Annotated in this window: 23 protein-coding genes and 2 tRNA genes; 5 read left to right on the forward strand and 20 right to left on the reverse strand. The window is 33.5% G+C overall.

All coding sequences use genetic code 11. The annotated features are described in order from the left end of the window. Positions 1-65 precede the first annotated feature (65 nt). Complete coding sequence (locus tag A8B35_RS22495; RefSeq protein ID WP_075604095.1) at positions 66-4,286, forward strand: SMEK domain-containing protein; 4,221 nt, start codon at positions 66-68, stop codon at positions 4,284-4,286. Here the strand turns inward: A8B35_RS22495 and A8B35_RS22500 are convergent. The 20 genes from A8B35_RS22500 to A8B35_RS22595 all read right to left on the reverse strand — a co-directional run bounded on the left by A8B35_RS22500 (position 4,273) and on the right by A8B35_RS22595 (position 22,076). Beyond that, entirely contained in the window at positions 4,273-5,514 is a 1,242-nt protein-coding gene (locus tag A8B35_RS22500) for an McrC family protein (protein WP_075604096.1), read from the reverse strand. The genes A8B35_RS22495 and A8B35_RS22500 overlap by 14 nt on opposite strands. Beyond that, a complete protein-coding gene (locus tag A8B35_RS22505) occupies positions 5,514-7,163 on the reverse strand; it encodes an McrB family protein (RefSeq protein WP_083634692.1) in 1,650 nt (549 codons plus the stop codon). The genes A8B35_RS22500 and A8B35_RS22505 overlap by 1 nt, the downstream gene beginning before the upstream one ends. A 157-nt stretch (positions 7,164-7,320) precedes the next feature. Beyond that, positions 7,321-7,932 (reverse strand): hypothetical protein, encoded by a 612-nt coding sequence (locus A8B35_RS22510; protein ID WP_075604097.1) that lies wholly within the window; start codon positions 7,930-7,932, stop codon positions 7,321-7,323. Positions 7,933-8,007: 75 nt separating this feature from the next. Continuing rightward, complete coding sequence (locus tag A8B35_RS22515) at positions 8,008-9,609, reverse strand: putative phage abortive infection protein (protein WP_075604098.1); 1,602 nt, start codon at positions 9,607-9,609, stop codon at positions 8,008-8,010. Positions 9,610-9,615: 6 nt separating this feature from the next. Then, positions 9,616-9,924 (reverse strand): type I restriction-modification system subunit M N-terminal domain-containing protein, encoded by a 309-nt coding sequence (locus A8B35_RS22520; RefSeq protein ID WP_075604099.1) that lies wholly within the window; start codon positions 9,922-9,924, stop codon positions 9,616-9,618. A gap of 8 nt (positions 9,925-9,932) precedes the next feature. Then, complete coding sequence (locus A8B35_RS22525; RefSeq protein ID WP_075604100.1) at positions 9,933-10,514, reverse strand: hypothetical protein; 582 nt, start codon at positions 10,512-10,514, stop codon at positions 9,933-9,935. 334 nt (positions 10,515-10,848) lie between these two features. Next, positions 10,849-11,538, reverse strand: coding sequence for a hypothetical protein (locus tag A8B35_RS22530; RefSeq protein WP_139314996.1), 690 nt, complete (start codon positions 11,536-11,538; stop codon positions 10,849-10,851). 123 nt (positions 11,539-11,661) lie between these two features. Next, positions 11,662-12,000 (reverse strand): hypothetical protein, encoded by a 339-nt coding sequence (locus tag A8B35_RS22535; RefSeq protein WP_075604102.1) that lies wholly within the window; start codon positions 11,998-12,000, stop codon positions 11,662-11,664. Between the two features lie 11 nt (positions 12,001-12,011). Next, positions 12,012-13,520, reverse strand: a complete 1,509-nt coding sequence (locus tag A8B35_RS22540; protein WP_075604103.1) for a hypothetical protein — start codon at positions 13,518-13,520, stop codon at positions 12,012-12,014. 51 nt (positions 13,521-13,571) lie between these two features. Continuing rightward, a complete protein-coding gene (locus tag A8B35_RS22545; RefSeq protein WP_075604104.1) occupies positions 13,572-14,546 on the reverse strand; it encodes an endonuclease/exonuclease/phosphatase family protein in 975 nt (324 codons plus the stop codon). Between the two features lie 9 nt (positions 14,547-14,555). Then, positions 14,556-14,978: a hypothetical protein gene (locus A8B35_RS22550; RefSeq protein WP_075604105.1), complete on the reverse strand. Its 423-nt coding sequence runs from the start codon at positions 14,976-14,978 to the stop codon at positions 14,556-14,558. 11 nt (positions 14,979-14,989) lie between these two features. Then, positions 14,990-15,505 (reverse strand): hypothetical protein, encoded by a 516-nt coding sequence (locus tag A8B35_RS22555; RefSeq protein WP_075604106.1) that lies wholly within the window; start codon positions 15,503-15,505, stop codon positions 14,990-14,992. A 208-nt stretch (positions 15,506-15,713) separates the two neighbouring features. Continuing rightward, the gene (locus tag A8B35_RS22560) at positions 15,714-16,568 is read right to left on the reverse strand and encodes a DNA/RNA non-specific endonuclease (protein ID WP_075604107.1); all 855 of its coding nucleotides are present in this window, start codon (positions 16,566-16,568) and stop codon (positions 15,714-15,716) included. A 429-nt stretch (positions 16,569-16,997) separates the two neighbouring features. Next, positions 16,998-17,648, reverse strand: coding sequence for an AAA family ATPase (locus tag A8B35_RS22565; RefSeq protein WP_075604108.1), 651 nt, complete (start codon positions 17,646-17,648; stop codon positions 16,998-17,000). Positions 17,649-17,852: 204 nt separating this feature from the next. Further along, positions 17,853-18,590, reverse strand: a complete 738-nt coding sequence (locus A8B35_RS22570) for a transcriptional regulator (protein WP_139314997.1) — start codon at positions 18,588-18,590, stop codon at positions 17,853-17,855. Positions 18,591-18,593: 3 nt separating this feature from the next. Further along, entirely contained in the window at positions 18,594-18,866 is a 273-nt protein-coding gene (locus tag A8B35_RS22575) for a helix-turn-helix domain-containing protein (protein WP_075604110.1), read from the reverse strand. A gap of 176 nt (positions 18,867-19,042) precedes the next feature. Next, the gene (locus tag A8B35_RS22580) at positions 19,043-20,182 is read right to left on the reverse strand and encodes a hypothetical protein (protein WP_075604111.1); all 1,140 of its coding nucleotides are present in this window, start codon (positions 20,180-20,182) and stop codon (positions 19,043-19,045) included. Between the two features lie 62 nt (positions 20,183-20,244). Further along, complete coding sequence (locus A8B35_RS22585; RefSeq protein ID WP_075604112.1) at positions 20,245-21,504, reverse strand: site-specific integrase; 1,260 nt, start codon at positions 21,502-21,504, stop codon at positions 20,245-20,247. 397 nt (positions 21,505-21,901) lie between these two features. Further along, positions 21,902-21,975: transfer RNA gene (locus A8B35_RS22590), tRNA-Arg, on the reverse strand. Positions 21,976-22,002: 27 nt separating this feature from the next. Continuing rightward, positions 22,003-22,076: transfer RNA gene (locus A8B35_RS22595), tRNA-Arg, on the reverse strand. Between the two features lie 366 nt (positions 22,077-22,442). On the opposite strand from A8B35_RS22595, the gene A8B35_RS22600 reads away from it, so the two are divergent. The 4 genes from A8B35_RS22600 (at position 22,443) to A8B35_RS22615 (ending at position 25,193) form a co-directional block, all read left to right on the forward strand. After that, positions 22,443-22,895 (forward strand): SPOR domain-containing protein, encoded by a 453-nt coding sequence (locus tag A8B35_RS22600; RefSeq protein WP_075604113.1) that lies wholly within the window; start codon positions 22,443-22,445, stop codon positions 22,893-22,895. An 80-nt stretch (positions 22,896-22,975) separates the two neighbouring features. Next, a complete protein-coding gene (locus A8B35_RS22605) occupies positions 22,976-24,166 on the forward strand; it encodes an FprA family A-type flavoprotein (RefSeq protein WP_075604114.1) in 1,191 nt (396 codons plus the stop codon). A 191-nt stretch (positions 24,167-24,357) separates the two neighbouring features. After that, complete coding sequence (locus tag A8B35_RS22610) at positions 24,358-24,630, forward strand: DUF493 family protein (protein WP_075604115.1); 273 nt, start codon at positions 24,358-24,360, stop codon at positions 24,628-24,630. A gap of 134 nt (positions 24,631-24,764) precedes the next feature. Then, positions 24,765-25,193: a hypothetical protein gene (locus A8B35_RS22615; protein WP_139314998.1), complete on the forward strand. Its 429-nt coding sequence runs from the start codon at positions 24,765-24,767 to the stop codon at positions 25,191-25,193. The last annotated feature ends 191 nt before the right edge of the window (positions 25,194-25,384 follow it).

The following is a 25,384-nucleotide window of genomic DNA, read 5'->3' on the forward strand; positions in this document are numbered from 1 at the left end:
TTTTAAAATAGGATTTTCTAGTTATCTTTATACATTAGATTTAAATCTATCCAATATAAAAGCCAATGACATTACCTAGAGAAACTTACACTAATGAGATAAGAGACCGCTTAGAAAAAATTTCGGGAGAGATTAAATCGCGCTATAACGGTGGCGATAGTACCATTGCTTGGTTGGCAGAACTGCATATACAAGAATTGCTTAATATCATTTTTGAAGACGAGTATAAGTTTTTTAACCTGAACTACAAAAGGAAGAACTATCCGTCTGTTGATTTGGCAGATGTGGATAAAGGTATTGCCTGGCAAATTACGGTTACTAATAATAGAGAAGGTATTAAGGCGAAGATAAGACACACCATAGAGAGTTTTTATAAAAATTTTGATAATGAACGCTACATAGAGCTTTCTAAAATCAAAAAGATTAAAATATTTATCGCCACCGGTATTGAGAGTACTTTAAGTCCCAGAGACATACCAGGATGCATTGAAACTAAAAATGGTGTTGTGACCATTAGTGATGAGCTAATGAATCAAAATGATATTTGGGACTTTAGGCGTTTGATAGATGAGATATGCAAGGTTACAGATATATCGAGATTAGATAAAATACATAAGGCAGTTATAGGGGTTGTAAAACGACCTAAGAGGGTTGTTTTTGAGTATGACAGATCTTATATAAAAAGAACTATTAGTTCAAGTGAAAATTCAAAAGTACAGTTTCATAAGGATCTTTTTAATAGGGAACGAAAGCATATATTGTTATTAGCAAATGCTGCAGAAGGGAAAAGTACTTATGTTGATATAGTCTGTAGTGAATTAAGTAAGGATGGTAATGTGTTTTGTATTAAAGTGCCCTTGATTGGCTATGCTAGTAATTTAGAGAATAGCATTGAGGCTGTATGCCAATATTGGCGTAACTATTTTAAGCAACAACAGCTGATTATATTATTTGATGGTTTAGATGAGGTTAAGGGTGATTTGGTAGATATTGTCTTTAAGGAGATTGAAGAGTTTATCGCATTACACCCTAATACTTATGTAATAACTACCTGCCGTATGAATTATTCTCCTATCGGGGATCAGTCAAGTCAAGTTTTTAAAGCCGTTCCTTTCTTTCTAGATCCCATTACTTATAAAGAATCTATAGTATTTAGTAAGAAAACACTAGGGGATAATCTTGATAAATTTGAGTATGAGATTAAGGCATATGACTATAGCAAGCTTATCACTAATCCTTTCTTTCTGAATGAGCTTATTGGATTTTATCAAAATGAAGGAGCATTGCCACAAACAAAATCAGCATTGATGGCAGGTATTGTACAAAGACGTTTTGAGTTTGAAGAGGTAAAAGTAGGTGAAGTAAAAAGTTTCGTAAGCAGAAATAGATATGAGATATTAAAGAACTTACGCTTATTGTCATTGACCATGCAACTCTCAGGAGAGAATAAAGTGACAGAGATAGAGCTACAACAAACTATCCAAGATAGTAGCATGTGTACAATGGTGAATCGCTTATTCTTAAAACCTATCAAAAATGATAGAAAAGAATGGCGTTTTGAGCATAATAACTTCATGGAGTATTTTGCTGCACAATGTCTGGTTAATTTGGAATGGAGTTCAATTAAAAAGCTTATTGAAGTGCCTGGAACAAATAAATTAAAACCTAGATGGTTAAATACACTATCATTCTATATTGACATAGCCAATGATGAAGCGGATGAGGATGTTTACCGGAAAGTTATTGATTGGCTAGCCGAATATAATCAAGAATCCTTTGTGAAATTTGAGGCCGACAAGGTTCCGTTTATACAAAGATCTGAGATAGTAAAAGGAATATTTAAAGAAAAGAATAAGGATCAGGCTAGAGTTTGGGGAGAGGGTTATGATGTTACAGATCTAGCCAAATTTTCGGATATCGAAAATAATGATAGATTGGTTCTTGACTTATTGGAAAAGCTTAAACAGAAATTCTATTGTGATTCCATTACCAGAGATATTATTGATTTTATTAATCATAGAGTAAATATTTTATCGGTCAAATCAGCTATTACAAAAGTTTATTTAGAAATCTATCCAAGTTATTATAAGTTATCTATTGGCTCAAGTATTATTGATGGTTTAGATCAATGGCGTATTTATGATAAAAGCGTTGTAGAGGCACTGATTAAAGATGGCTCTATCCTAGAGGATGTAGATAGCTTGTTTACAGCATTCAATTATTTATCTGATTCTGGATATCCAATTAATGCTATTTTGTTACAAAAGGCATTTTTAGCAAGTTACAATAGCAAGAAACAAAGTCATACCTACCCAAGCTTTAGTGGTTTGGTTCGTTTAATTCAATCAGGCGATGTGCTTCTTTCGTTTATTACATTTATTAGCAACCTGAATGATCATCATTACTGGGATAATGATGTGTTTTTAACAGATTTATTTAAAGCCATTAATAACAAAAGTATTGAATTACTAGGAGGAAGATTTGAAGATTATAAAACTTATTGCACAAGTGTTAACCGATTGGCTAAGCTTGGCTATTCACCTGAGCGTACTAAAACAATACCGTATTTAATTCCATTTTTGGCAAACTGCCCAAAAAAGGATATTATTTTTAAACAATACTTTTTGCACGATGCTATAAAAAATAAGGGTTTTGTTGGGCTATTTTGTATGGCAGCACTTCTCTATTCTCCTGATATGAATGAATATATTTTCAATTGCATTGACTCAGGAAAGATTACCGATGACAGAGTACATAGTTTCATAAATGCATTGGCCCTATATAATAGAGGTTTATTAGATTGTTTTGAGTTGGCATTAGCAGAACGATATACTGAACGCTTTATGCAAGAACCTAATCCATGGGAAGTTAATAGGAAGGATACTAATGCAATATTGCTAGAGGCTTTGCTCGATAAAACAAAGTTTATAGAGGTTATACAAGTTGGGTTGAAAGCATTTAAAAATGTGATTAACTATGATGATTTAACACATCATAAATACTATCATGTAGACAATATCAATACGCCCGAAATTAATATTACTCTTAAACTATTAAGATGGTTGATTGGTAACGGCAAGCATAAAACTCATAATGAAATTCTCGAATGGTTTAACAATGACGAAGCTTGGGAATGGTTTGTACTTAATCAGCATTTAAGAAGTACCAATAAAAATATACTACCAGAAAGAAACAAACAATGGTGCAGAAACTGGTGCTTGAAGGTTGAGAGAGATATTGATTTTGAAGATGCTATAAAGTATAACGCCATTGAGGGTAAATATAATGTAAACAATTTATTTAATGCTTACATTAGTATTGCACTTACCGTAAATGTTAAACCCATACGAGAGAATGCTATAAAGCTTGTTAAATATGGCGGATTCTTTGATGATGGAAGTTACATTAATGGAGAAAGAAAAGTTAACTACGATGGGTGGATAATCAGTACTATAGGAAGAGAGGGGCTAAACAGAGAGTTTTGTAGCATATTAAAAAGAGGTAATATTGAAGGTTCATTGCTTTTGCAAGGCATCGCTAGATACTTAGAGAATTACTCTTTAAAAGAGTGTACTGAATATTTACCAAAGTATATTATTAACCCTGATATACAGTACTATATTCGAAACCGATTTTTTGATATTTTTATTTCTTTAGATGGTATGTTTACCGATGCGCTTATTGCCTATTTGGATTTGATTGAGAACAATGAGCAAGTAAATTGGTCGATTTTGAAATATCTATATGCAAATGCCCCTGAAGCATGTTCGGTATGGATAAAGAAAAACTACAAAGGAAAAGAATTAAGTGTAGAAGCAAGCTGTGTCTTATTGGTAGATCAACATACTGAAGATGCTATGAAGATGTACTTAAATGAGCTCAAAGAGAGAAAACAACAACTGAGTGATATGTTCTATGACCATGGCAATTTTTTAGAGCTATTAAGTAAAAAGAATGTTGAGCATATAAAGCTAAAGCAGTTTTATTTTGTTGTGTTAGCTAGCTATGCAGATAAAGATTTTAACTATGTAGAACGTGGAAATGCACTTACCTACGTATTCAATGGTCTGCAAAAATTAATTGGAGAGATTACTGATGGTCAGTCTGTTTTTAATGAAACAGAAGCTTTTGTTGATACTCTTTGTCAAGCTCCTTATCACCCTGAATTTAAAGATCAAATTTATTACAGCAATATGAAATTTAAGACAGAGGTAATTGCGGCTTTGGACAAAGGGACGCGTTATAGGAAAGCTTTAAGAGAGGCTGAAAAGGTCATATCTGAGTAATTGTTTTATTTGATCTTATTTGTGGCAATTGAATACCAATTTTCCAGAAATCTTCGAATTGAGGGATGCGCTCTTCTTTTAATGATCTGTTGAGGAAGTTAGGTTTTGCTTCAAGGTTTGGGTAGATGATGCAGCAGGGCAGTAACTCATTGGGAGATGCGTTTAGTTTTTTTCTGATTTTGCTATCTCTGGCATATCCGCTAATTTGGCGTATGTTTTCTATTTCGTAGCGCTGATCATTGTATAGTAGTTTATACTTTGTGTCGATAACTAGTTTTTCATCTAGTTTGAGGAAGTCAGCACTGCCGTATTTTCCTTTAGCCTGGTATTGAATGTTATTGTCATATTCTTCTCTAAGCTTTCCGTATACGTATATCTCGAATAATAGTGACATGTCAATCCAATAGGGCGGTGTTTTCAGCTTATTAGTGGTGGTTGTCTGTGACATGGTATAGGCAAAGCGTTTTAGTATCATTCTGGCCAGCTTTAAGGCTTCTGCATATTCTCTATATATTGGGTTTATACGAACGCTTTTTATTAATACAGCATCTACTTCACTTGAAACATTTTCGAAGGCAGCTAAACAAAAGTTTATTGTACTGCGAATATTTTTGTTGTTTTTGCCATTGTAATACCGATTCAGGTATGAAGCTACAAAGAGTAAAGTCTTTTTTAGCAGCTTATTTTCGAGGCAATTGACAGAATATTCCTGGTAGTTGCAATAGTTTTTGTGGTAACGTGCTTTGGCGATATTGTGGTTGAAGTGTCTAGAGAACTTTATTTTGCCTTTTATTTTTGAGGCCAAGTTCTCTTCTTCCCTTATGTAATCTTTCTTTAAACCTTTTGATACTATTTGCTTTAGTACACTCAGATAATGTATCAGGAGCATAGGCGTGATATCAAAAGCTGCATTGTTTATTTCAATGGGAGTGCTATCTAAATCGATATGGTAAATCTCGCTAAGTATATTGTGTAAGGCTGGCGAATGCAGGCATTCCTGAAACATGGACATCACATCAAGACCTTTAATTTTGGGGTCTACCTTTATGGCAAAGTCTCCTTCCTTGAGCCAATCTACCCCAATAAAATAGCTTGTACATAAACAGGGATCTAAACATAAAAACTTAACTTGACCTTCTACTATAGAGAAATCAAGATTTAGCTCTTTTATCTTTTCTTTAATAGATGGTTCGAAAGAACGGTGTTCAATAGTTTCAAAAACTTCCATTAGCACTTTAAGTTGTCAAGCAGGTTGTCTACCTCTTCCATCCTAACAGTTAGGATGCCGTCTTTAATATACTCTACTAATAAGGGCTTTATTTCATATTCTAACTTTAGGTTTAATTCATCGTATGACGATGCCATAAAGTAGCTATGTCCAACCATGACATCTTTGCATTGGAATTCAGGTGAAGTGTTTGCTTTTACTATATTCTTTACTTCATTGTATAGTTTAACAGCACTTTCAGATAAGTCATCAGAATTCTCAATTAGACCATTATAATATTCGGAAATATGCTCTACTTTGGATTCTAAAGAAATAAACCCAAATCTACGACGAACTGCATAATCAATGTGACCTAAACTACGGTCAGTTGTATTCATGGTTCCTATGATGTATAAGTTATTAGGAATGCTGAATTCGTCATTTGAATATGGTAAGCTGCATTTTACCTCATTTATTTGGCCCATGCGTTTATCAGCTTCAAGAAGGGTGATTAATTCGCCAAATATTTTGGATATGTTGCCACGGTTGATTTCGTCGATGATGAGGACGTAGTTTTTATCTGAATTATCCTGGAGATTGTGGTCTGTTAGCTGAAAATCTTTTTTGAGGTGATTTAAAATTCCCCAAACGTATGATTTATTGTATATGCCATCTGATTCTCCTCGGTATAGTTTTTCGATATTTTCAATACTTGCAGGAAAGTCCTGCCCCTCTTTAGCCTGACTTTTAAGTGACCTTACTCTAAAAGTGATACCTCCTCTATATGTGACAGTAAACTTGCCCTTTTCAATCGTCTCCAATACAATATCATCCGTTACATTTACACATTGCTCCTTGAATTTTTCAATAGCTGCCTGCAGCTCTTTTAAGGAATCTTTTTGAATGGCTTTTTTACAGATTTTCTTAAAAATACCTGGGACAATATCGTAGGTTATATCTTTGCCTTCCTGAATTGGTTTAATCCCCTCTATGAATTCTTCGTAGTCCAATGATTGATGAAAGGTTGTAAATACGATTTGTCCTTCATCTACTGCTTTCTGGTAACTTTTCATTAACTCCTTTCTGTTGGAAGAATCAATATTGTTATTGTTGATTATCCTTAATGCTAATTCTGCAGTAGCATAGGTTTTACCAGTTCCTGGAGCTCCTTGAAGAATGATTTGTTTTTTGAGATGGAGGATTTGTTTAATTTGTTCACTTTTCATGCGATTAATATTTTCTATACTTAGAGCATTATAAAGGTCTGTAGTAGCATCAATTTCTTCTATCTTATTGATCCCATATGAGAAGTTTACACCTTTTACTGTTCCCATTTGACCTGAACCAGGGAGCATATTTTCTTGTAAACCATGGTAAGATATTCCAATTTCAGCGGATTGTTGGTCATAGAAGTGCCATTCTTTAACTTTAGCTCTTAAATTCCATTCCCTATGATTAGACTGAAATCGTTTTAGGCATTCACCATAGGCAACTAGCTGTCTATTATATTTTAATAACAGAATATCTCCTTTGTAAATACTATCATATACACCTTTTTGAGTGGTGTCTTCATGTAAAACAAAAGCATTATCTTTTACTATACGTTTTAAATTATCTTTTACATAATCCTTTCCGAGCTCTCCTACACTGCAGACGAAAAAATTTCTCATTAGTTTTTCTATTTTGCTACTTAATAGCGCAGCTATATAATAAATTTATAATTTTACTGATCCTAAAAATGAACTACTATTACTTTATGTTTTATTTTAATGCCAAGTATATTGTATTTAAATCATTACATATTGTGGTATACCATAATTTAATTCTCTAAAAAATTCTACCTCTATTTTCTGTTCTAAAATTGAGCTCATCAATACCATTTGATTTACACCATTTTATTATTGAATTGATTAAGCCATCAATTGAATTAACAAACTCGCCATGACTAACTAATGCCTTAGCAGTAGGTTTTCTCAACTCTATCTTGCGATAAGCGCTGTAGGTAACATTCTCTTGTCGTGCTTCAAAAAGACATAAATTTGATTCTCTTAAATAATCAGTTTCTTTAAAATCAAATGTAGTATGGTTAGTAAAACAGTTCATTTGATCTACAATTGATTTAGGCATTAAGGGATTTTCAATAAACTTTGCTAATTGAAAAGGGCTAAGCGTTAAATCTACCATTAGAACTTTTGTATTCTTATCGTATTTAATTTCGCCTTTTTTACAAAGTTTGTGATATCCAAATATACTCCTCTTGTGATAAGAAGAATTTACATTTAATGTTTCACTATTTCTTTGATAGTTCAAGTGATACATATCAAAGGAACACTTATTTAAATGTTCTATAAGGTTTAGAACCGTATCTAATTGTCTTTTTTTAAGTTCTCCTGGTAATAGCTTTTTGTACACTAAGAATGCAATAATTAATGTTCCCATGCCAATTGCAATCTGGAATATATTGACTATGTTTATATTAAGGAATTCGTACATGATTTATAATCATCAATTGCTTTAGTCATTATTGGTTTTCTTATTATTTATATACTTCTCTGTTACCCAGAATAGAAGAGGGATTGTAGCAATTAATAATGCCATGCCAATTAGTTGTATGCCTGTTAATTCATTTATACCTAAAGAAAGAGAATATAAAACAAATGATGCAATCCCCATCATTACTGGTTGTACGGCTTCATCGGGCCCAGGGGTAAAAAGCATATATCCAAGCTCTACAGCTGTTGCAGCTGCTAAGCCTATTGATACCATCTGCAGAATGGGCATTTCTGTATATTTAACAACAAAGTTCCAATCGCAATTAGGCCACATAAATAACTCCTGAAATAGTTCATATCCTATAATGCAAATCACACCCGCTCCTATGAGGTATTGAAATATATTCTTTACCACCCTTGCCCAAAGCACGAATTTAGTTTCATTATCTTTTTGTTCTTCTTGCTTTAGGAATTTAATAAACTCTTTACCTTCCATTTCTACTTTTTTTTTACTTGCTTTTTCTTCCTCGTCCCATTCGAAATCAACCACTGGATAAAAACACTGTGGTTTCATTAATGGAATAAATGATTCAGGAAGGTTATTTATTAGGTTATAATCACTAATCAATTTACGATTGTCAATGTTACTATATTCCCACTTTCTACCTAAAGCTGTTAATGAGTTTATGAATAGTAAAGCTTGCTCGTAGTTAGACATTTGTGCTCGAATAGTCTTTATATAATCATATTTGTCATTTTTTGATAGCAACCAAGATGGTTGACGGTCTATATATTTTACTGTTTGGTAAAAATGTCTAAAATAATGTCCTAAATGATATTGGTGTCCTCCAAAGAATTTAATCTTAGGTAATGATTTTGAACATTTCCAAACTTCATTAAGTGGGGCTTTTTTGCTATAGACTATTTTAGATTTTAAGTTTTTAAGATAATTCTCTTTCTTACCTTCACATTCATAAACAGCTACTATTTTAGGTGCTTCATTAAGAATGGCCCTTGTTCCTTTATCTATAAGAACTTTTTGTGTATACTTTCTTAGTTCATCATCTATATCCAAAGGAATTCCCCAGTAAACTAGCATATAAGCCAGTTCATTAATTACATATCTTTTTTTCCATTCTGATTCATCAAGATGAAGGTTCTTTTTAATAACCGAGTTAGGTATATCGATAGTCTTAAAATATTTCTCATTTTGATTTATTACTTCAAGAACGAGTTTTTGAGCAACCTTATACTGCTCAAAGATCGTTTTTATTACTCTTCTTCCAGAAACAAATTCTTCATCCGATTCTCTAGTGTTACTTTTATAGTAAAATGGATTCCTAAAACGCATCTCTGAAATATTCTCACGGTAATATTTTACCATTTCAAAGAATTTTGCTTCTACTTGTTGACGACGAAAAGCTCGGATTTGAAAAAGTAAAGTTACGGCTAATAAAAACGAGCCTATAAACGAACCAAATTGTCCCCAAAGAACAGGCTCGATATTAATTGTAAGACCTGCCCCTGCTCTTATGAACTGGATAATAATTAATACTATCGCTATGACAAATAAGGCTAAGACAATATACCAATAGTTTATTCTAGTAGTTTTTTTATTTTTCATACTTAATTACTCCTCACTCCAATTATTGGCCAATACCTCAGCTTGTTTTAAAACTAAATCAATGGCTTCCTGGCTGTATTCTTTATTAGAGTCAAAGTCGTTAGGTAAGTAATTGTCGTGGTTCTCATCTTTTAGGTTTTCTTCAAGTTGAACTCTACGTTTTTGAAAAGCATCACTGACATATTGTACAAAGATGAGGTCTAATACGGCATGTTTGTATTCTGCATCTGAAGGTCTGGAGCGTAGATTATCAGCTGAAGTCCATAGTTTTTTATCTAATTCGTTTAAGAATTGTTGTTCGTGTTGTGATGTCATATGGTGTATTATTTTTTTCCTAAATATGCTATCATTAAAAAGTTACTTGCTATAAATAGAATGGATATGATGTGATAAAACCAAAATTTTGTTTTTTTCACTTCAAGTCCCATATTCTTTTCATAGGGAATTTGAATTCGTATATGCCATTTATAAAACCCTAATAATGAAAGAAAGGATCCAAAGAATAAAGCAATGACAAATAGACCAGTTGTTTTTTTTGTATAGTGCCATTTATCATTCACACCTTCTTGAGCATTTAACATGAGATCTTTATTCATTACTATATCAGCTTTCAATTTCTGAAAATTGAAGTGTATTTCTTGAGATTGATCTGTAAAGTTGGTTTCCAGCTTTTTTTTTGCGACTTCAATTGAGGTACTATCTTCTTTACTTAAAGTAAAGGCATACTGTATCATTTGTATTGAGTCTTGTTTAATCTTATTGCTAAAAGTAATGGAATCTCTTAGGTAAGCGTTTTTTACTTCGCGGTATTTCACAAACTGACTAACAGCTAAGTTGCCACTAAATAAATAGATCAATATACCTGAAATAGCAATGAATTTATATAGATTATCGGTTGGGGGCATGTTGTTTATTTTATTGGAAGGTTAAAGATAATTAAAAGTGGTATAGATTGGTGTGATTTGTAGGGGATATATCGAAGTTGTTTAAAGTTGTATTGAAAATCTGCGAGTAACACCCTGGTTTCATTGATTTTTTCTAATTTTAATTCCGTAGCATAAGGCTATGCAATTAAAAATTGAACCTTGTCACTGAAAATCAAATTGTAACTCTCGAAATTCCCTTATAACCTTAAATAACTTCATTGTGAGTTTGTTGTTAATGGATTTAAATAGAGAGGTTTTGAGACAATTTGATAAAAAAACTCCCGCTTGATTTCGCAGGCGGGAGTTTATTAGATTATTTTATTTCAATTAAGATTTGCTTATCTATTGAATCAGCATTAGAAATAGGAACCCTTGCAACTATTTGGTATTTGTTTTGCAAGTGGTATGGGTTAGTTAATGTAACGGATGCTGCATTATTTTCCGTAATTGCATATGCAGGTAAATCAGGGTATTCTAACAGTGGTGCATTAGGATCGAAAAAGAATCGCACCTTTTGCCCTTGCGTAATAACGCCATTCTCTTTGAATAACTCTGCTCTTAAAGTTATTTGCCCTAATGTATCTGTACTGTATGGATCGGCTTTCAAAATGAAATCTTCAGCATAAGAAGTAGTGAACTGAATTACGGTATCAATACTGTAATTTGCAACCATTGCTGTTAGTAAGACTTTAGATGGTGAATCAGGGTGTAATAAGAATAAGTGTGCTTCACCAATAGTGTTTATAGTTGTAGCAATTGTGTCGAATCCATTTTCAAAGAGACCAAAGTTTCTTTTAAATGTTACCTGATTGACAGTTGTATTAGGATCTGTTTTAACTTTTATAATTGACTTCGAGTAATGATCTGCGATTGAATCATTATCGATGATTACTTCACTAAAACGAATGATCTGATTAAGCTTATCCTCGTTTATTTGATAATAATCTTTCTCTGTTTCGCAAGCCCATATAAACATTAAGGTAATTATTAAAATATATCTCATGTGTTTAATTTTTTTATTTTTCATTAGCATATACTGTAGGTTTGGCAACCATTTTTTTAAATCTTATACATGATTACATATAAGGCATGATATCTAATAAACCTACTTTAGTTTTACTTTAATTCAATCATTTTCTATGGCAATATTATAATTGCCATAGGTGTCTACCGTACTGCCATTAACCTTTAATTCGACTTTTATGACAATGTTGGTTGGTGAAATAGAACTCGGAACACGAATTGTTGATTTGAATGATTTATATGTTTTTGATAATGTTACATCTTGAGGATTTGTACTCGCATATTCAATACCTGAAGGAGATAATATTTTTGTATTAATCGAAGCTGATTCACTATTGTTTTCTCCTCTTGCTTTTAAATCAATTTCAATTGTAAGTACTTGCCCTTGCTTTTTTATTGCAGGTTTTGGTGAATGATCTTCTATTTTAATTGTGTATAACATATCGTTTTGTTTTAAGGAGTTGGTGTTAATAATTTCTTAAATGTTTTTGCAACATCTATATCAATACTAGCATTGACAAAAGGAGAGGCGTATAATTGATAATCTTCAATTGACGGGTTTTTATTAGCGCGTTCGAACAAAAGTACACCACCACCAATTTTGAGAAATGGGAGTACTTTGTAACCAAGACCAGCAAATACTCCTTTATCATTAATTATCCCACGACTTTTTCCCTCATTAATGAGTGAAGAAAGAGTTATACCAAAGAATAAGTTCGTACGAACCCAGAACTTATCACACTTCTTATAATCTGATAAGGGAACTGATTTATTAATGGGTCTGAATGAGAGAGAGATTGACAGAGTTGGTAACAATTCATTTAAATATGGACTGTATAGGTAACCCAGGTCTGCGGTATAGTAATAACTGGCACGTTTAGTAAAACTACTACTAAATGTAGGTGATGCTGAAGTTATTTTTGTGGTGTTTTCAATCAATGTATTCGTGAGGAATGTTTGTAAATAGTTATCTAACTCCTTATCTGCATCTGTACTTGATTTGTTGTATTTGTCTATGGATTTCTTTAGATCTTTCAGCTCTTTTTTAAGTTCCTTTTTAAAAAAAGATTTATCTTCTGAATCCATGGTAATAGTACTCGTATCAATATCAGAAAAGGCAGGAAGATTTTTCTCAGGAGAAAATTTTCCTAGGCTATCTAAATATTTTAAAAATTTTGAGGTATCAATCTTTGACTGATCCTTAGAAAGAATTAACATGTCTTCAATATTATAACCATCAATCATTTTAAGTAAAATGATACCGCTTTTTTGAATATTCACTGTAAGATTGTTTATATCTGACATGCTTTGATTTAGCTTGTCAACATTCTGTTTGAGATCAAGATATAGATCATTTTTAAATGAATATTTAACTGAGTTACTATTATTTATTTCTTTTGAAACTGTTTGGAAAAGATCCGAGAAATATTCAGAAAACTTTCTGGTATCTTGACTTTTCCCATTTTTTGATTGCGTTCTTTCAAAATAATTACGTTTCAAATATGGTTTATCTATTTTAGCACTAACTGCCGCTTTTAAATGAGCTTTGTCTGCGTTGTCTAAAGATTCCTGGTATTCACTTGTAATCTCAATGTAATAGTTTGTGCTATGATGCAAGTGGAAAGGAAAACCAATATTCTTATCCACTCCTACATCTATAGCGGAAACCTCATATATTGGTTTTCTCTTGGTGGCAAAACCTTTCATTTCTTCCAAGGTGTATTTTGTACTGTCCCTATTGTTTCTGAGGATGGGATAAAATGTAATTTTAAGAGCATCTATGCTTGTACTATCAGGAACGTCCTTAAGTTTGATGTTAAATGGTTGATCAAAGGGAAGAGTAGTGTCAGCCTTTGCAGTGGGATAGCTTAAGCCAATTTCGGGAACTTGGGCATAAGCATTAATGTTAAATACCAGTAATAAGTTGATAACTAATAAATGGATGCATTTTGTTTTATACATATTTTTTGAATTAATAGGTAAGTCTTCTGTTCAAAAATGAAGTGGAGCACTCTACTTCATTAACAATTCAATGTACATAGGGAAATGGTCGCTATAGGTTGCACGCCACTTTTTAAAGCCTTCATCAGATCTGTCTGGCGGCAAGTACATGGTCGCTTTAGCTTCACGGATATTATCATGTAGTTGTTTTTTAACCAGAATGTGGTCTATGATACTATTGAAGTTTTTGCTCATTCGAGTGGATTCGAAGGATTGATCAACATAGTCTTTATAGCCCTTAAGTTCCATGTAGTTGTATAATGTTTGGATAAAAGCTGGTTCCCCATTTGATTTTAATTGATGAGGGTTATCATTGAAGTCTCCTAAGATAATACGGTCTTGTTCTCTGTTTGAGATGTGGTTTTGTCCCATGTAGTAGCTTAGATTTTGTTCAACCATAACCATTGCTGCAAGGTGGTTTTCGTCGTTATCTTTTCCGGAGGCTAAATGTAAATTGACAATTACGAAACCTGGGTTCTTCACTTTGCTATTTGTTGATTTAAAATAGCCCACTAGTGGAACACGATCGAATAAGGACTTAGGACCAACATTATAATCTGGTACAGGCATTTCAAATACCGAGGCGAGCTCTACTTTTGCGGTGTTATAGATAAATGCATTCTGCATATCAGGTTCTCTTATTTTAGGATCGACAGATGCTAGATAATAATTCCAATCGTCTCCGAGTGCTTGAGTGATTTGATATAACTCATTTGAATATGATTTGCCGTTATAAGTTTTACTTAGTGATACTTCTTGAATAGCAACTATGTCAAGATTAAGCGTGTCCTTTATAAGGCTTGCTATAGCATTTAGTTGCTCATCTGTTCGCATGGGAAATTGATTGTATATTTCCGGGAAGCCTCGACCAGCATCTCCTAGATGTTCTATATTCCAGGTAGAAACTTTGAGTTTTTGCTTTTGGGCATTAAGGTTACAGAAAGTAATAAGTATGTAGGTTAAACTGAGTAAAAACGAGATTTTCATAATGTCGAATCAGGGCGTTATAGAATTATTTACATTTATTGACTTGTTAAGCTCATCTTGTAATTTCATATTATCTTCAAAAAGCTTTAATAATAATTCATCCTTTTCATAATTTACAAATACACTTGGATTTAATTGGTTGGTTGGTATCTTATCTAAGCTAAATACCCATGGAAGAATATCTGTTGAGTAACTAGATTTTACTGCTGCGAAATAATCAACAACCTCCTTATTGATCGGATATTGAGCGTTAATTGCATCAAAAGTATTTTTGAATAAAGTTATGTTCGCTGTATTATCTGTATCAATTGCATTGTTAGTCAAGAACATTAAAGTTCTGCATGCAATATCAATATCATTCTGGTTTAGAAGCCTTGAATTTTGTGCAAATAAATTTACAGAGGTGAAAAGTAGAAATATGATTACTTTCATAATATATTATTTTATGGAATTGTTGGTTTCTTGGATTTATCTAGTACTTGAGGAACTGGAGGTTTCTTAGATTTGTCTAATACTTGTTCTATATTTTGATAATTAGAACCATATACTGGAAATACATCTTTACTATCAATGGATTTGATTATTAAAATAGATCCTATTATTAATGCGACTATACCCGGTGAAGCGGTTGCAATTTGCGCACTAATGCCTGCTGATTCGGCTTTAATTTTGGTAATATCTTTCATGGTAAAGAAAGAAACTCCTAGACCTAAAAACATTATTGCGAAACCTGAGAATAAGCCAATTGACCTTTTAATCATGCTCAAGTGAAGATGATAAGCATAGAAGCGATAGTTTGGGTCATTTATTTCTCTAATAGATTCATCAAATACACTATCCTTAAACCATTGTATATTTAGAACAAGTGTAATCCCAATTATAACAAGAACTATAGAGCTTGCTATAGTTAAGAACCAGGGCACAAAACTATTCCAATTATTGATTCCGTCATCTTTCATATGCAATTCACTATTTTTGGGTTTATTAGATTAAAACAAGATTTCTATTTGTATAATACGGTTGAACTTTACACAAGTCTTGTTATTAGTTCAGCTAGCAATAATATAACGTTATATTTATAAAGTCAATAAAACGGGCAAATTAACTTTCATTTATTTGATGGTTCAATAGGTAAGTAGTGATTCAATAAGCCAATTCACTTATGAGCTACGATTGATTTTGATGGTGACGGCAATAGCCGTTGGCATTATTGGTTTTAGATTTGCAGCGGTGACCAGTGCTCTTGGCAGTTCCTTTGCACTGATTGCTACTTACTGCTGGTTTTACATTATTAGGAGCTGATTTTGTTGAGGTACGAGACCAGTCGTTGATATTTCCTTTTTGGCTTTCTAGTTTAGCTTCTAGCTGATCATCTACTTGTGAAAAGAAATTGATACCTGTTAAGGATTCGATGCTGTCTACAGGTAATATAAATTCAGATAATGCTTTCTCTGATTTTTCGTTTGGTAGCACAAAGCCAATCATAAGCTGTGATGAGGGTTGGTAAATTACCTTATAATAAGAACCAGGTACAGTTACTTTGTTACTGCCAATTGCTCCCATATTATCTTTAAATATAGGACCAGTTACTACATGGGTTTCTGTGCTCCATCCCCACTCACGTACTAAAGCTTCTAGGTTTTTCCAAATGCCTCTATTGAAATTAGGCTTTTGAGGGCTCATGTTTGACATGTAGAAGGTTTGGCTCATGGCGGTATGATTTACTTTCATAGCTGCAGCTGGACATAAATGGCCACGGTCGTATCCAGAACCTTTGTAGTCTTCCAGGGAAGCAGAGCTTGTGGATACTTTTGGGTCGGGACGGAAATCATCTGTACGCTTAGCATTGCCAGCATTTATGGTGTAATAGACCCACTCAGCTTGTTCGTGGTCTTCAATATAGGATAGTGAATAGTAAGCATGTTCAACCAACTCGCCATTTATGGTTGGTTGGTATTGGGCGAATACCAATAATGAGGATAGGCTTAGGGTGATGGATAGAATGTACTTCTTTAAGGGCATAACTAGAACTTTTTAGCAATTAAAACTGCATGTGTTATTGATAAATTTTAGGGGCTGCGAAAGTAGTGCTCACTTGAGTGATCGACAATGATAAATGTGAGGTTTAGTATGAAGATTATTGGATGAACGCAGAGACACGGGGGCACGGGGTTTCATTTTAAATATCAAGAGAATTTACTATCATTTGATAAAGGTTAATCCTGCCTCACGACAAACAGGTATTGTTATTAGTTTGCATTGCAGCCTTTAGGAGTGATAAGCTATAAACGTGATTTACTTCTTTTAATTAAGCATGAAGCCTAAGATTGCTTTGCTATGCGCGCAACGACGCAATATCGTGAATTGGCAGCTTGGAGAACAGCCAGGGTCAATTGCACGAGGGTTGAGTGCAAATTTTGCACATACCACATCTATTTTAGTAAACATTAATCATCTCCTTTTATCTAGTGAATCTTTTGGAAATGAGATTACATTCATCATTTCACGCATCCGGCTGCGGACTCGTTGGCCGTAAAGTTTTTCGATGTCCTGGGCATTGAGGTTGGTGGTGGCGTGGGTGATGAGACGGTTGTTGATGAAGAGGTCGTAACGACTGAGTAAGACTTCTGCCAATACATTGCACTCGGTGCCAAAATGTTTGATGTTGGATTCGGCTCCTAGATCGTCGAGGCATATGGTTTTGGGTATTCTTCGCCCAGGAACATTGGTGAAGCTTTTTTTGCTGTATCGGTGAATGGCTTCGAAGCCGTCTTTTTGGAATTCGAAGGTGATATCGCGGCAAGCCTTGAGGGCATAGCGTTGGTGGGTTTGTAGGATGATTTGCATCAATTTCATCAAAGCGGTTTTGCCACAGCCTACTGGTCCGATGAGGAGAATGCCCTTTCGGGGATCCATATTGTGTTGTAGACATCCACTATGGTCGTTGATGAAATAAACGAATAGCTTTTTGATGATGTGCATGTCTTCATCGTACAAACGAAAATGTGAACCGTAGGTGAGCTTGCCTTGATTGGTAATGTGATCAAGAGACTTATGGAAGTCGTAGATGATGGTGTTGTTTTGGATGGTATAAAATTTCATTTTAGTGATAAGTGTTAAATGATAAGTTATAAATGGGATTTGCAGCTTTTGTTTTAGTATCAAGTATTAAGATGATTTTTAGCTTTAATTGATCGTGTCGCCTTGAGATTGCTACTGCGTGCAATGACGCAATGGCGTGGGATTGTGGCTCAGAACAGCTGTAGCTAACACGTGGGGACACGTGCACGAGCATTATAGCATTTATCAGAGGGGTTCATCGTAGTTGTTGGATGAGGGCGGTGGTGATATGGGTCGGAGTTTTGTTTTTTGTGTTCCGTTTGGGTTTTTATTTTGGTTTAAAAAGCGTTGTTGTGATATTTCCTTTGCCTTGGTGGTGAACTTTTGAATATTGAGTATCCAATTACGTGCAGATGCTTTCCAGTCTTTCATGGGTGACTTCCCTCCCACTAACCACCCGTTACTTTCGTAGTGATTGAAGAAGCGTTCGGCCTCGGAATCGGATTGTGCTTTTTGTTGGAAATAGATTTTGATGTGCTCAATGGGAGGTGGAGTGAATTGTGTATTTTTCATATCGGTATTTTCTTTTGGCTTTAATTCTTCTGATAAAAAGTTTTCATCCTCTTTAATAGAGAGTGTTGTTTGTATGTTTATAGAAGGTATCATTTTTGATACTGAAGGTGTACAGGATATAGTATCAAATCTGTACAGGATAATGAGGCTTCCTTTTGTTTTATCGTAGGATGGATCGTAACGAATAAATTGGTGTTTGTGCAAATCTTTTAATGCTTGCACATAAGTATTTGGAGAGCCTATTCGTGATAGGTTCATGGTTTCACTCCTGGATATACTTATGGGATTTTTAAACCGATTGGTATTCCACATTCTAAAAAGTACTAGGTACAAACTGATATGATAAGCCTTGAGGCTCTTTATCTGATCCATCAAAGCGAAAACATTAGTTTGATGCTTGATGTAGTTCATACTTTAGTATGATTGTTTGTTTTTCTGCAAGAGTTCATTTATCTCACCGTGATCGTAGTAGATGGTACCTCCTATTTTAGTAAAAGGCAGTGTACCGCTTACTCGCATATGCTGCAAAGTACCAGGAGAGATGTTAAGTAACTCTCGCACTTCATAGGATTTGAGCCATCGTTTTTCTGGAGTATTGGAGTTTCGATTTAAAAGCTTTTGAATGTCTTCTAAAAGCTCGATTTTGAATTCTCTTAGATCGTCTGTTGTTAATACTTCTAGTGCCATAATATTTGATTGATATTGATTTGACACAAAGGAAAGTAGAAAAACAATACGAAAACAGTGGAAAAGGGTGGATTCACCCCTCTCCACCCACTGATATTCAACTCGTTACAAGGGTGAAATTTATTAAAATTACCGTATTTAGACCATTAGATAATCATTTTTGACACTACGTTAAGTTAAATAGATTGATATAACTTTTGGAATAGTTCTTTGGTTATTCTTTTGGATCTTTCATCAGGATCATTACAATTATTGTAGAGACTTTTCTTAGAAATATTGCTACTCTTTTTTGAGGTGAAAGATTTTGAGAATAGCTCAAGTAAGTCTGGCATGTACTTTTTATCAATTAAAGTAACTTCAGTCAATTGGCGAATAAAGCAAGCCATTTGCCCCACTGTGAAATTGGTTTCAATTTTTGGGAGCTTTTGATCGGGTTCAATGTGTATGGCTTGTGTGTTGCCATGTTCCTTAAAATGTGTAATCTCGTTGTTTAACCAATTTAGGATATTTTGCTTTAAAGAATCATGCTTGTCTGTATATTTGAATAGCTTGTTTTCTATTATTTGAGCAATATTTTTTTTGAAGCTAATTAGTACATCTATTTCTTTGCTCCTCTCATGGTGGGATAAGGAACTATCTTTAATGTAATCTACAATAAAAGCATAGGCCGATGATGAATTGTGATTGTATGTTATTAATAAAGAGATGAGACTATAAACATTGACCGTAGATTCATTTGCGGCATTAATAACCTGCACCATCTTTTGTAATAGTGATTGAAAATATTTGATTTCATTAAAGTTATGGGTACTATACTCATTACTGAGAAACCCAGTAAAGGGTTTAAGAACTAAGTTGAAGTTAGTGATATGCCTTGTGCTATCAATAACCTTTTTTATGTGCTCAGAAATAACTTGTTTCTTTCTGCTGGCGTAAATATGTGGTGCGATTGCTTTACCATCGAAGTATCGGGAAAACTGACGTTCCAAGAATACTAAAAGGTTAAACACCATATCCACTAGTCTTTCGTGAAATATTAACTTACAGTTCTTATGATGTTGGCATCGTAGGTTGACTGAATAAAAGCAATCGAGTATCAGGATCAGTCTTTTTTGTAAGGTGCGAATTTGAGTTTTTAAGGCTTTGGGTGATTCCTTGGTAGCTACAAATTGAAAGAGTTCATTTTTAGCTTTGGTCTGAATATTATTTATTTTAAGTGAGGTATTCAGTTCGTTGGACAATAAAACAAATAAGCAATTTGAAGACTCGGTGTCTTTACAAACCAAGTCTTCAATTTGAGTAACAAGACTAAACATATGGTTGTGATTAGTTTATATTCAATATTGAATATAATAATAAATCTTATTAAACAGTGATTTTAAATTACTATTGTGTCTGAATTGGAACCCTTCTGTCTTTGACTAAGTACCTGTTCTAAGTTTGACATATCACTACCAATTTTATCTTGAAGTACTTTGGCATAAACCTGTGTTGTTGTTAGGGTTGTGTGGCCAAGTAATTTACTTACCGTCTCGATAGGCATACCATTTGCTAGTGTTATAGTAGTAGCAAAAGTATGTCGCGCTAGGTGGAAAGTCATGTGTTTGTCAATTCTACATAATTTTGCAACTTGTTTAAGATAAATGTTCACCCTTTGGTTTGTAATAGGAGGAAATAAACGACAAGCTCTAAGGGCTTTGGGATGATGGGAGTAGGCATTGAGAATTCTAATTGCTTCTGGTAACAAGGGAATTTGTAAGGTAATATTTGTTTTTTTACGTTTGGTATGAATCCATTGTTTACCATCAATACCTATAACAACATTCTCGGGGCGAAGCGAAATAAGATCTGTATAAGATATTCCGGTATAACATGAAAAGATGAATAAATCACGAACTAAAGTATGATATTGAGTGGTGAACTTACATTGGCTCAATGTTGCTAATTCTTTAGTTGTGAGGAATCCACGTTCTACTTTAGTATAGGTGACTTTATAGTTCTCAAAAGGGTTTTTATCTATCCATTCTAATTTTACGGCAAGGTTCAATATTTTTCTTAATCGAATGAGGTGCTTCATAATTACATTATGAGATAGATTATTGGTTACCGAGTTAACCTCATATAATCGCAAGAAAGCCTCAAATTCATTAACAAACTTGTAGTCTATTCGCTTAATAAAAAAGTCTTCAGTTCCTTTCTTGTTTTTTAGGAATTCAAGTAGATATCTTTCTGTTGTTTTGTAGTGTTTTAAAGTTCCTTCGCTTAATTGAGAAGATTGTGTTTGGTAATGGTAGCTTATTAGCGATTTTAATGTTTCGCCTTGTTCTGCAATTCCTAAAAAGCGATTCTTAAGTATCATAGGAGAAATGAGTTCTTCATTCAATACAGTCGCCCGATGTAAATCGTATATTTTAGACTTAACTCGCTGAATATGTAAATTACATTTTCGAAACTCGGAATAGTTGGCTGTTAACTTTTCTTTAGAAGAGTTCCATGAATTAAGGGGTACATCTTTAAAAATGGAGAACTCGGCTCTTTTGCTATTTACAGATATCCTACAGTAAATAGATACTTGCTCTTTATTACTTTTGTTTATTCGAGTAATAAAGGAAACGGAAAATGATGTTTTGTTGGTCATGACTTTTGTATTTGATTGTTTTTAAATGCACTAGTTCTCTTGTATGGCTGCAAAAGACTTTGCTACTAATTCAATCAATATCAATCAAAAAATATGACCTAAATAAGAAGGCGCGCTCACTCACCTAAATTACTGTCTGTCAGCCCCTAACAATATTACGGTGAGTAAAACACTCTATTTACTCACCAAAAATTGATATTACCAGGCTTACATAGAGCAGATTTTGGAGCTTTATAAAAGTTCGAATCCACTACCTAAATGTATAAAATTAATTTTACTCACTGATTACTCACTGCAAATTCAATATATATTGCTTTATATTGAATTGATAAAAAACAAAAAAGCCTGTAAATCATACGATTTACAGGCTTTTGATGTTTGCTATTTTCATTAACAGTGATCCCGTTAGGATTCGAACCTAAGACCCTCTCCTTAGAAGGGAGATGCTCTATCCAGCTGAGCTACGGGACCATCCTTTTTATTACATTCATTAATATGTGATCCCGTTAGGATTCGAACCTAAGACCCTCTCCTTAGAAGGGAGATGCTCTATCCAGCTGAGCTACGGGACCATCATTATTTTTGATGTTTGCCTTTCTTTTAAAGCGCTGCAAAGATAAACAATTATTATTCGTTAAAACAAATAATCAACAATAAAAAATAGATGTTTTTTTAAGCGCATTTGATACAATATTGTATATCATATATTTGACATAAGCGATTGTGTGTTTTTATTAATTTTACGACCCAAATTATAAACTAAAAATGATAAACCCTTTATAATTTCTAGGATATCTGTAGTTGAGCACAAAATTGAGTTAAACTATAACATTATAGTACCTTAGTCACTATTTTTTGTTGGAGTGATAAAAAGAATGTCCTATTTTTGAAAGAATTTTAAATCTCGAATAAATAACTTTTATACTTAAATAATTATTATGAATAAGTGGATAATAGGCATACTTGCAGTTGGCACACTATCATTTACCTCTTGCAAATCGTTACAAAAAACAGGTTCCTCTAGCTTTGATGATAGCGAATCACCCTATGTTGAAGAAGAGCCTGTAGTAAAAGAAACAGAACCCAAATCGGATGCCAAACCAATTATAGTTAAAGAGGAAAAGGTTAAAGTTATTGAAGAAAAAAATACAGAATCCTTTAAGTATTATGTAATTATTGGTTCTTTTAAGGTTTTAGAAAATGCTAGAAATTACAAAACCGATTTAACCCAACAAGGTTTTACTCCGGTTATACTTGAAAATACAGAAGGTTTATATCGTGTTTCTGTTTCAGCATACAATAAAGAAACTAGTGCACGAAACAAGATTGCCAATATTCGTCATCAATACGAAAAGTATAGTGATACATGGCTTTTAAAAGCAAAACAATAAAGTAAGCATAGTAATATTTAAAACTAAAACTTTATTTTTGGCATCATATTACCTAAATAAAATAGATAACATCATATAAAATGTACAAACCAGTTAATTTATCAACCGATATATACTATGTTGGTGTAAACGACAGAAAAACTAGTCTTTTTGAGAATATGTGGCCTTTAGATAAAGGGGTTTCATATAATTCGTATGTAATTGCCGATGAAAAGGTAGCCATAATTGATACTGTTGAAGCAGGACAATTTGAAAAATGGTTGGCCAAAGTTAGAGCAATTCTGAATGGAAGAAATGTAGATTATCTTGTGGTTAACCATATGGAACCAGACCACTCTGGCGCTATTCGAATTCTTACTGAGCTATATCCAGAAATGGAAATAATTGGTAATAAAAAAACAATCCCTATGATTGAGGGATATTATGGTATAACTGAGAACTGCAAGCTTGTAAAAGAGGGTGATTCAATTGAACTAGGAAATAATAAACTTTCGTTCTATCAAGTACCAATGGTACATTGGCCAGAGTCGATGGTTTGCTTTGAAGAAAATAATCAAATTCTTTTTTCATCCGATGCCTTTGGTAGTTTTGGTACTTTAGACGGTGGAATTTTTGATGATGAATTAGACTTTGATTCATATATTGATGAGATGCGTCGTTACTACTCTAACATAGTTGGTAAATATGGTAACCCTGTACAAAAAGCTTTACAAAAGTTAGGTGGTTTAAATATCAAGATGATTGCTCCCTCACATGGTCCTATCTATCGCGAGAATATAGAGCGAATGATAAAAATGTACGACCAATGGAGTAAATATGAAGGAGAAGAAGGCGTAGTTATTGCCTATGCCTCAATGTATGGAAATACAGAGGAAATGGCAGAAGTAACAGCAAGAGCCATTGCCGAAGAAGGTATTAAAAATATCAAAGTATATGATGTTAGCAAAACGCATCCATCGTATATAATATCAGATATTTTTAAATATAAAGGACTTATTTTAGGTAGCCCTACTTATAGCAACGAGCTTCATCCAAACATGGAGTCACTAGCACTTAAAATACAACACATGGGCATTAGCAACCATTATTACGGTGTTCTGGGTTCGTTTACTTGGGCAGGAGCCGCTGCTAAAAAATTAAATGTAGTTGCCGAAACATTAAAATGGGAGGTTGTTGCTGAAGCGGTTGAAGAAAAACATGCTTTAAAGGCTGATAAATATGAAGCTTGTAGAGAACTTGGTAAGGCTATGGCCGAAAAGTTAAAAGCTTAATTCTAGATAAAGAAAAATCCCCGTTTGAACTTAGCTCAAACGGGGATTTTTTATGCAATAAAAATAGCTTTCAGCCCACACTGTATTTTATCATGGCAAATACAATACTGCCTACTTGGTGTAAAACAAAAAATGAATAGCTATTATATCACCAACTCAGATAAATCCCTTATTTTTGCAAAAAAGTAATTATGGCAAACAAAGATTATGACCAACTAAAGGCAAAGTTGGAAGAAAACAAAATATGGCCCTTATTATACATGTTTAAATTTATTGCTCCTAATGAAGATGGCAAAGTAAAACAAGTGGAATCTTTACTACCTAAAGGTGGAGAGATATCGCATAAACATACGAAGAACTTAAAATACGTATCGGTTAGTTGTAAGGTTAAAATGCCTAATGCTCAAAGTATTGTTGATGTAATGGAGCGCATTACTAAAATTGAAGGTATCATCAGCTTATAACTATCAAATCGACATCATTTAACACTTAAAACCTCTAATTTAACACAATTAGAGGTTTTTTGCATTGAAATTACCATATCTTTACGTTCTCTGGCGAGCATTAATCATTACAATAATCTTATAAATGAATGGTTATGAAAGAAACAAAGTTTTGGCAAGATCAAGAAAAGGATTGGAAATTCTATTTTGATGAAGGTAAAAGCTATTTAAAAACTTGTAATAAACTCATTAATAAAAAAGGAGTATTTGATAATGAGTTTATCTATAATTTAGCGGTTTTAGCGGGCGAACGAATAACGCTAGGCATGCTCTTAAGCTATAACTATATTCCGGCATCTACAAGTTTATCGGGCATGCTAAAAGAGGGTAAAGAATTATATCCATTGGCAACCGAACTTATTGTTGGGGCAAGAATTATTAATCGTTTTCAAGCATTTTGCTCACTTGATGTTGTACCACTAACAGCACCAAAAGATGATGAACTTATTGAAGTGGTAAAGTACATAAACTCTGTTGATGCATTTTGCTCAGAACATCTGAATCAAGAAGTTTCAGTGATATAAAATTTTTATTACACCCCAAATTGCACATAAATAATCTCTCGATAGTCCTATTGAGGGATTGTTTTTATATTGAAGGCTACTCCCCTATTGCAATCATTACTTCCCTTTAATTACAATTACCCCGAAACTACCATAACTTAATAGCTCCACACATTTATTATCAAGTTCTCATTACTTATTTAGGATACTCC

The organism is Saccharicrinis aurantiacus (assembly GCF_001660705.2).
GTDB lineage: Bacteria > Bacteroidota > Bacteroidia > Bacteroidales > Marinilabiliaceae > Saccharicrinis > Saccharicrinis aurantiacus.

Coding starts and splice junctions, on each gene's coding strand:
- A8B35_RS22495 (WP_075604095.1), top strand. CDS start 66: ATGACATTACCTAGAGAAACTTACACTAATGAGATAAGAGACCGCTTA.
- A8B35_RS22500 (WP_075604096.1), bottom strand. CDS start 5,514: ATGGAAGTTTTTGAAACTATTGAACACCGTTCTTTCGAACCATCTATT.
- A8B35_RS22505 (WP_083634692.1), bottom strand. CDS start 7,163: ATGAGAAATTTTTTCGTCTGCAGTGTAGGAGAGCTCGGAAAGGATTAT.
- A8B35_RS22510 (WP_075604097.1), bottom strand. CDS start 7,932: ATGGGAACATTAATTATTGCATTCTTAGTGTACAAAAAGCTATTACCA.
- A8B35_RS22515 (WP_075604098.1), bottom strand. CDS start 9,609: ATGAAAAATAAAAAAACTACTAGAATAAACTATTGGTATATTGTCTTA.
- A8B35_RS22520 (WP_075604099.1), bottom strand. CDS start 9,924: ATGACATCACAACACGAACAACAATTCTTAAACGAATTAGATAAAAAA.
- A8B35_RS22525 (WP_075604100.1), bottom strand. CDS start 10,514: ATGCCCCCAACCGATAATCTATATAAATTCATTGCTATTTCAGGTATA.
- A8B35_RS22530 (WP_139314996.1), bottom strand. CDS start 11,538: ATGAGATATATTTTAATAATTACCTTAATGTTTATATGGGCTTGCGAA.
- A8B35_RS22535 (WP_075604102.1), bottom strand. CDS start 12,000: ATGTTATACACAATTAAAATAGAAGATCATTCACCAAAACCTGCAATA.
- A8B35_RS22540 (WP_075604103.1), bottom strand. CDS start 13,520: ATGTATAAAACAAAATGCATCCATTTATTAGTTATCAACTTATTACTG.
- A8B35_RS22545 (WP_075604104.1), bottom strand. CDS start 14,546: ATGAAAATCTCGTTTTTACTCAGTTTAACCTACATACTTATTACTTTC.
- A8B35_RS22550 (WP_075604105.1), bottom strand. CDS start 14,978: ATGAAAGTAATCATATTTCTACTTTTCACCTCTGTAAATTTATTTGCA.
- A8B35_RS22555 (WP_075604106.1), bottom strand. CDS start 15,505: ATGAAAGATGACGGAATCAATAATTGGAATAGTTTTGTGCCCTGGTTC.
- A8B35_RS22560 (WP_075604107.1), bottom strand. CDS start 16,568: ATGCCCTTAAAGAAGTACATTCTATCCATCACCCTAAGCCTATCCTCA.
- A8B35_RS22565 (WP_075604108.1), bottom strand. CDS start 17,648: ATGAAATTTTATACCATCCAAAACAACACCATCATCTACGACTTCCAT.
- A8B35_RS22570 (WP_139314997.1), bottom strand. CDS start 18,590: ATGAACTACATCAAGCATCAAACTAATGTTTTCGCTTTGATGGATCAG.
- A8B35_RS22575 (WP_075604110.1), bottom strand. CDS start 18,866: ATGGCACTAGAAGTATTAACAACAGACGATCTAAGAGAATTCAAAATC.
- A8B35_RS22580 (WP_075604111.1), bottom strand. CDS start 20,182: ATGTTTAGTCTTGTTACTCAAATTGAAGACTTGGTTTGTAAAGACACC.
- A8B35_RS22585 (WP_075604112.1), bottom strand. CDS start 21,504: ATGACCAACAAAACATCATTTTCCGTTTCCTTTATTACTCGAATAAAC.
- A8B35_RS22600 (WP_075604113.1), top strand. CDS start 22,443: ATGAATAAGTGGATAATAGGCATACTTGCAGTTGGCACACTATCATTT.
- A8B35_RS22605 (WP_075604114.1), top strand. CDS start 22,976: ATGTACAAACCAGTTAATTTATCAACCGATATATACTATGTTGGTGTA.
- A8B35_RS22610 (WP_075604115.1), top strand. CDS start 24,358: ATGGCAAACAAAGATTATGACCAACTAAAGGCAAAGTTGGAAGAAAAC.
- A8B35_RS22615 (WP_139314998.1), top strand. CDS start 24,765: ATGAAAGAAACAAAGTTTTGGCAAGATCAAGAAAAGGATTGGAAATTC.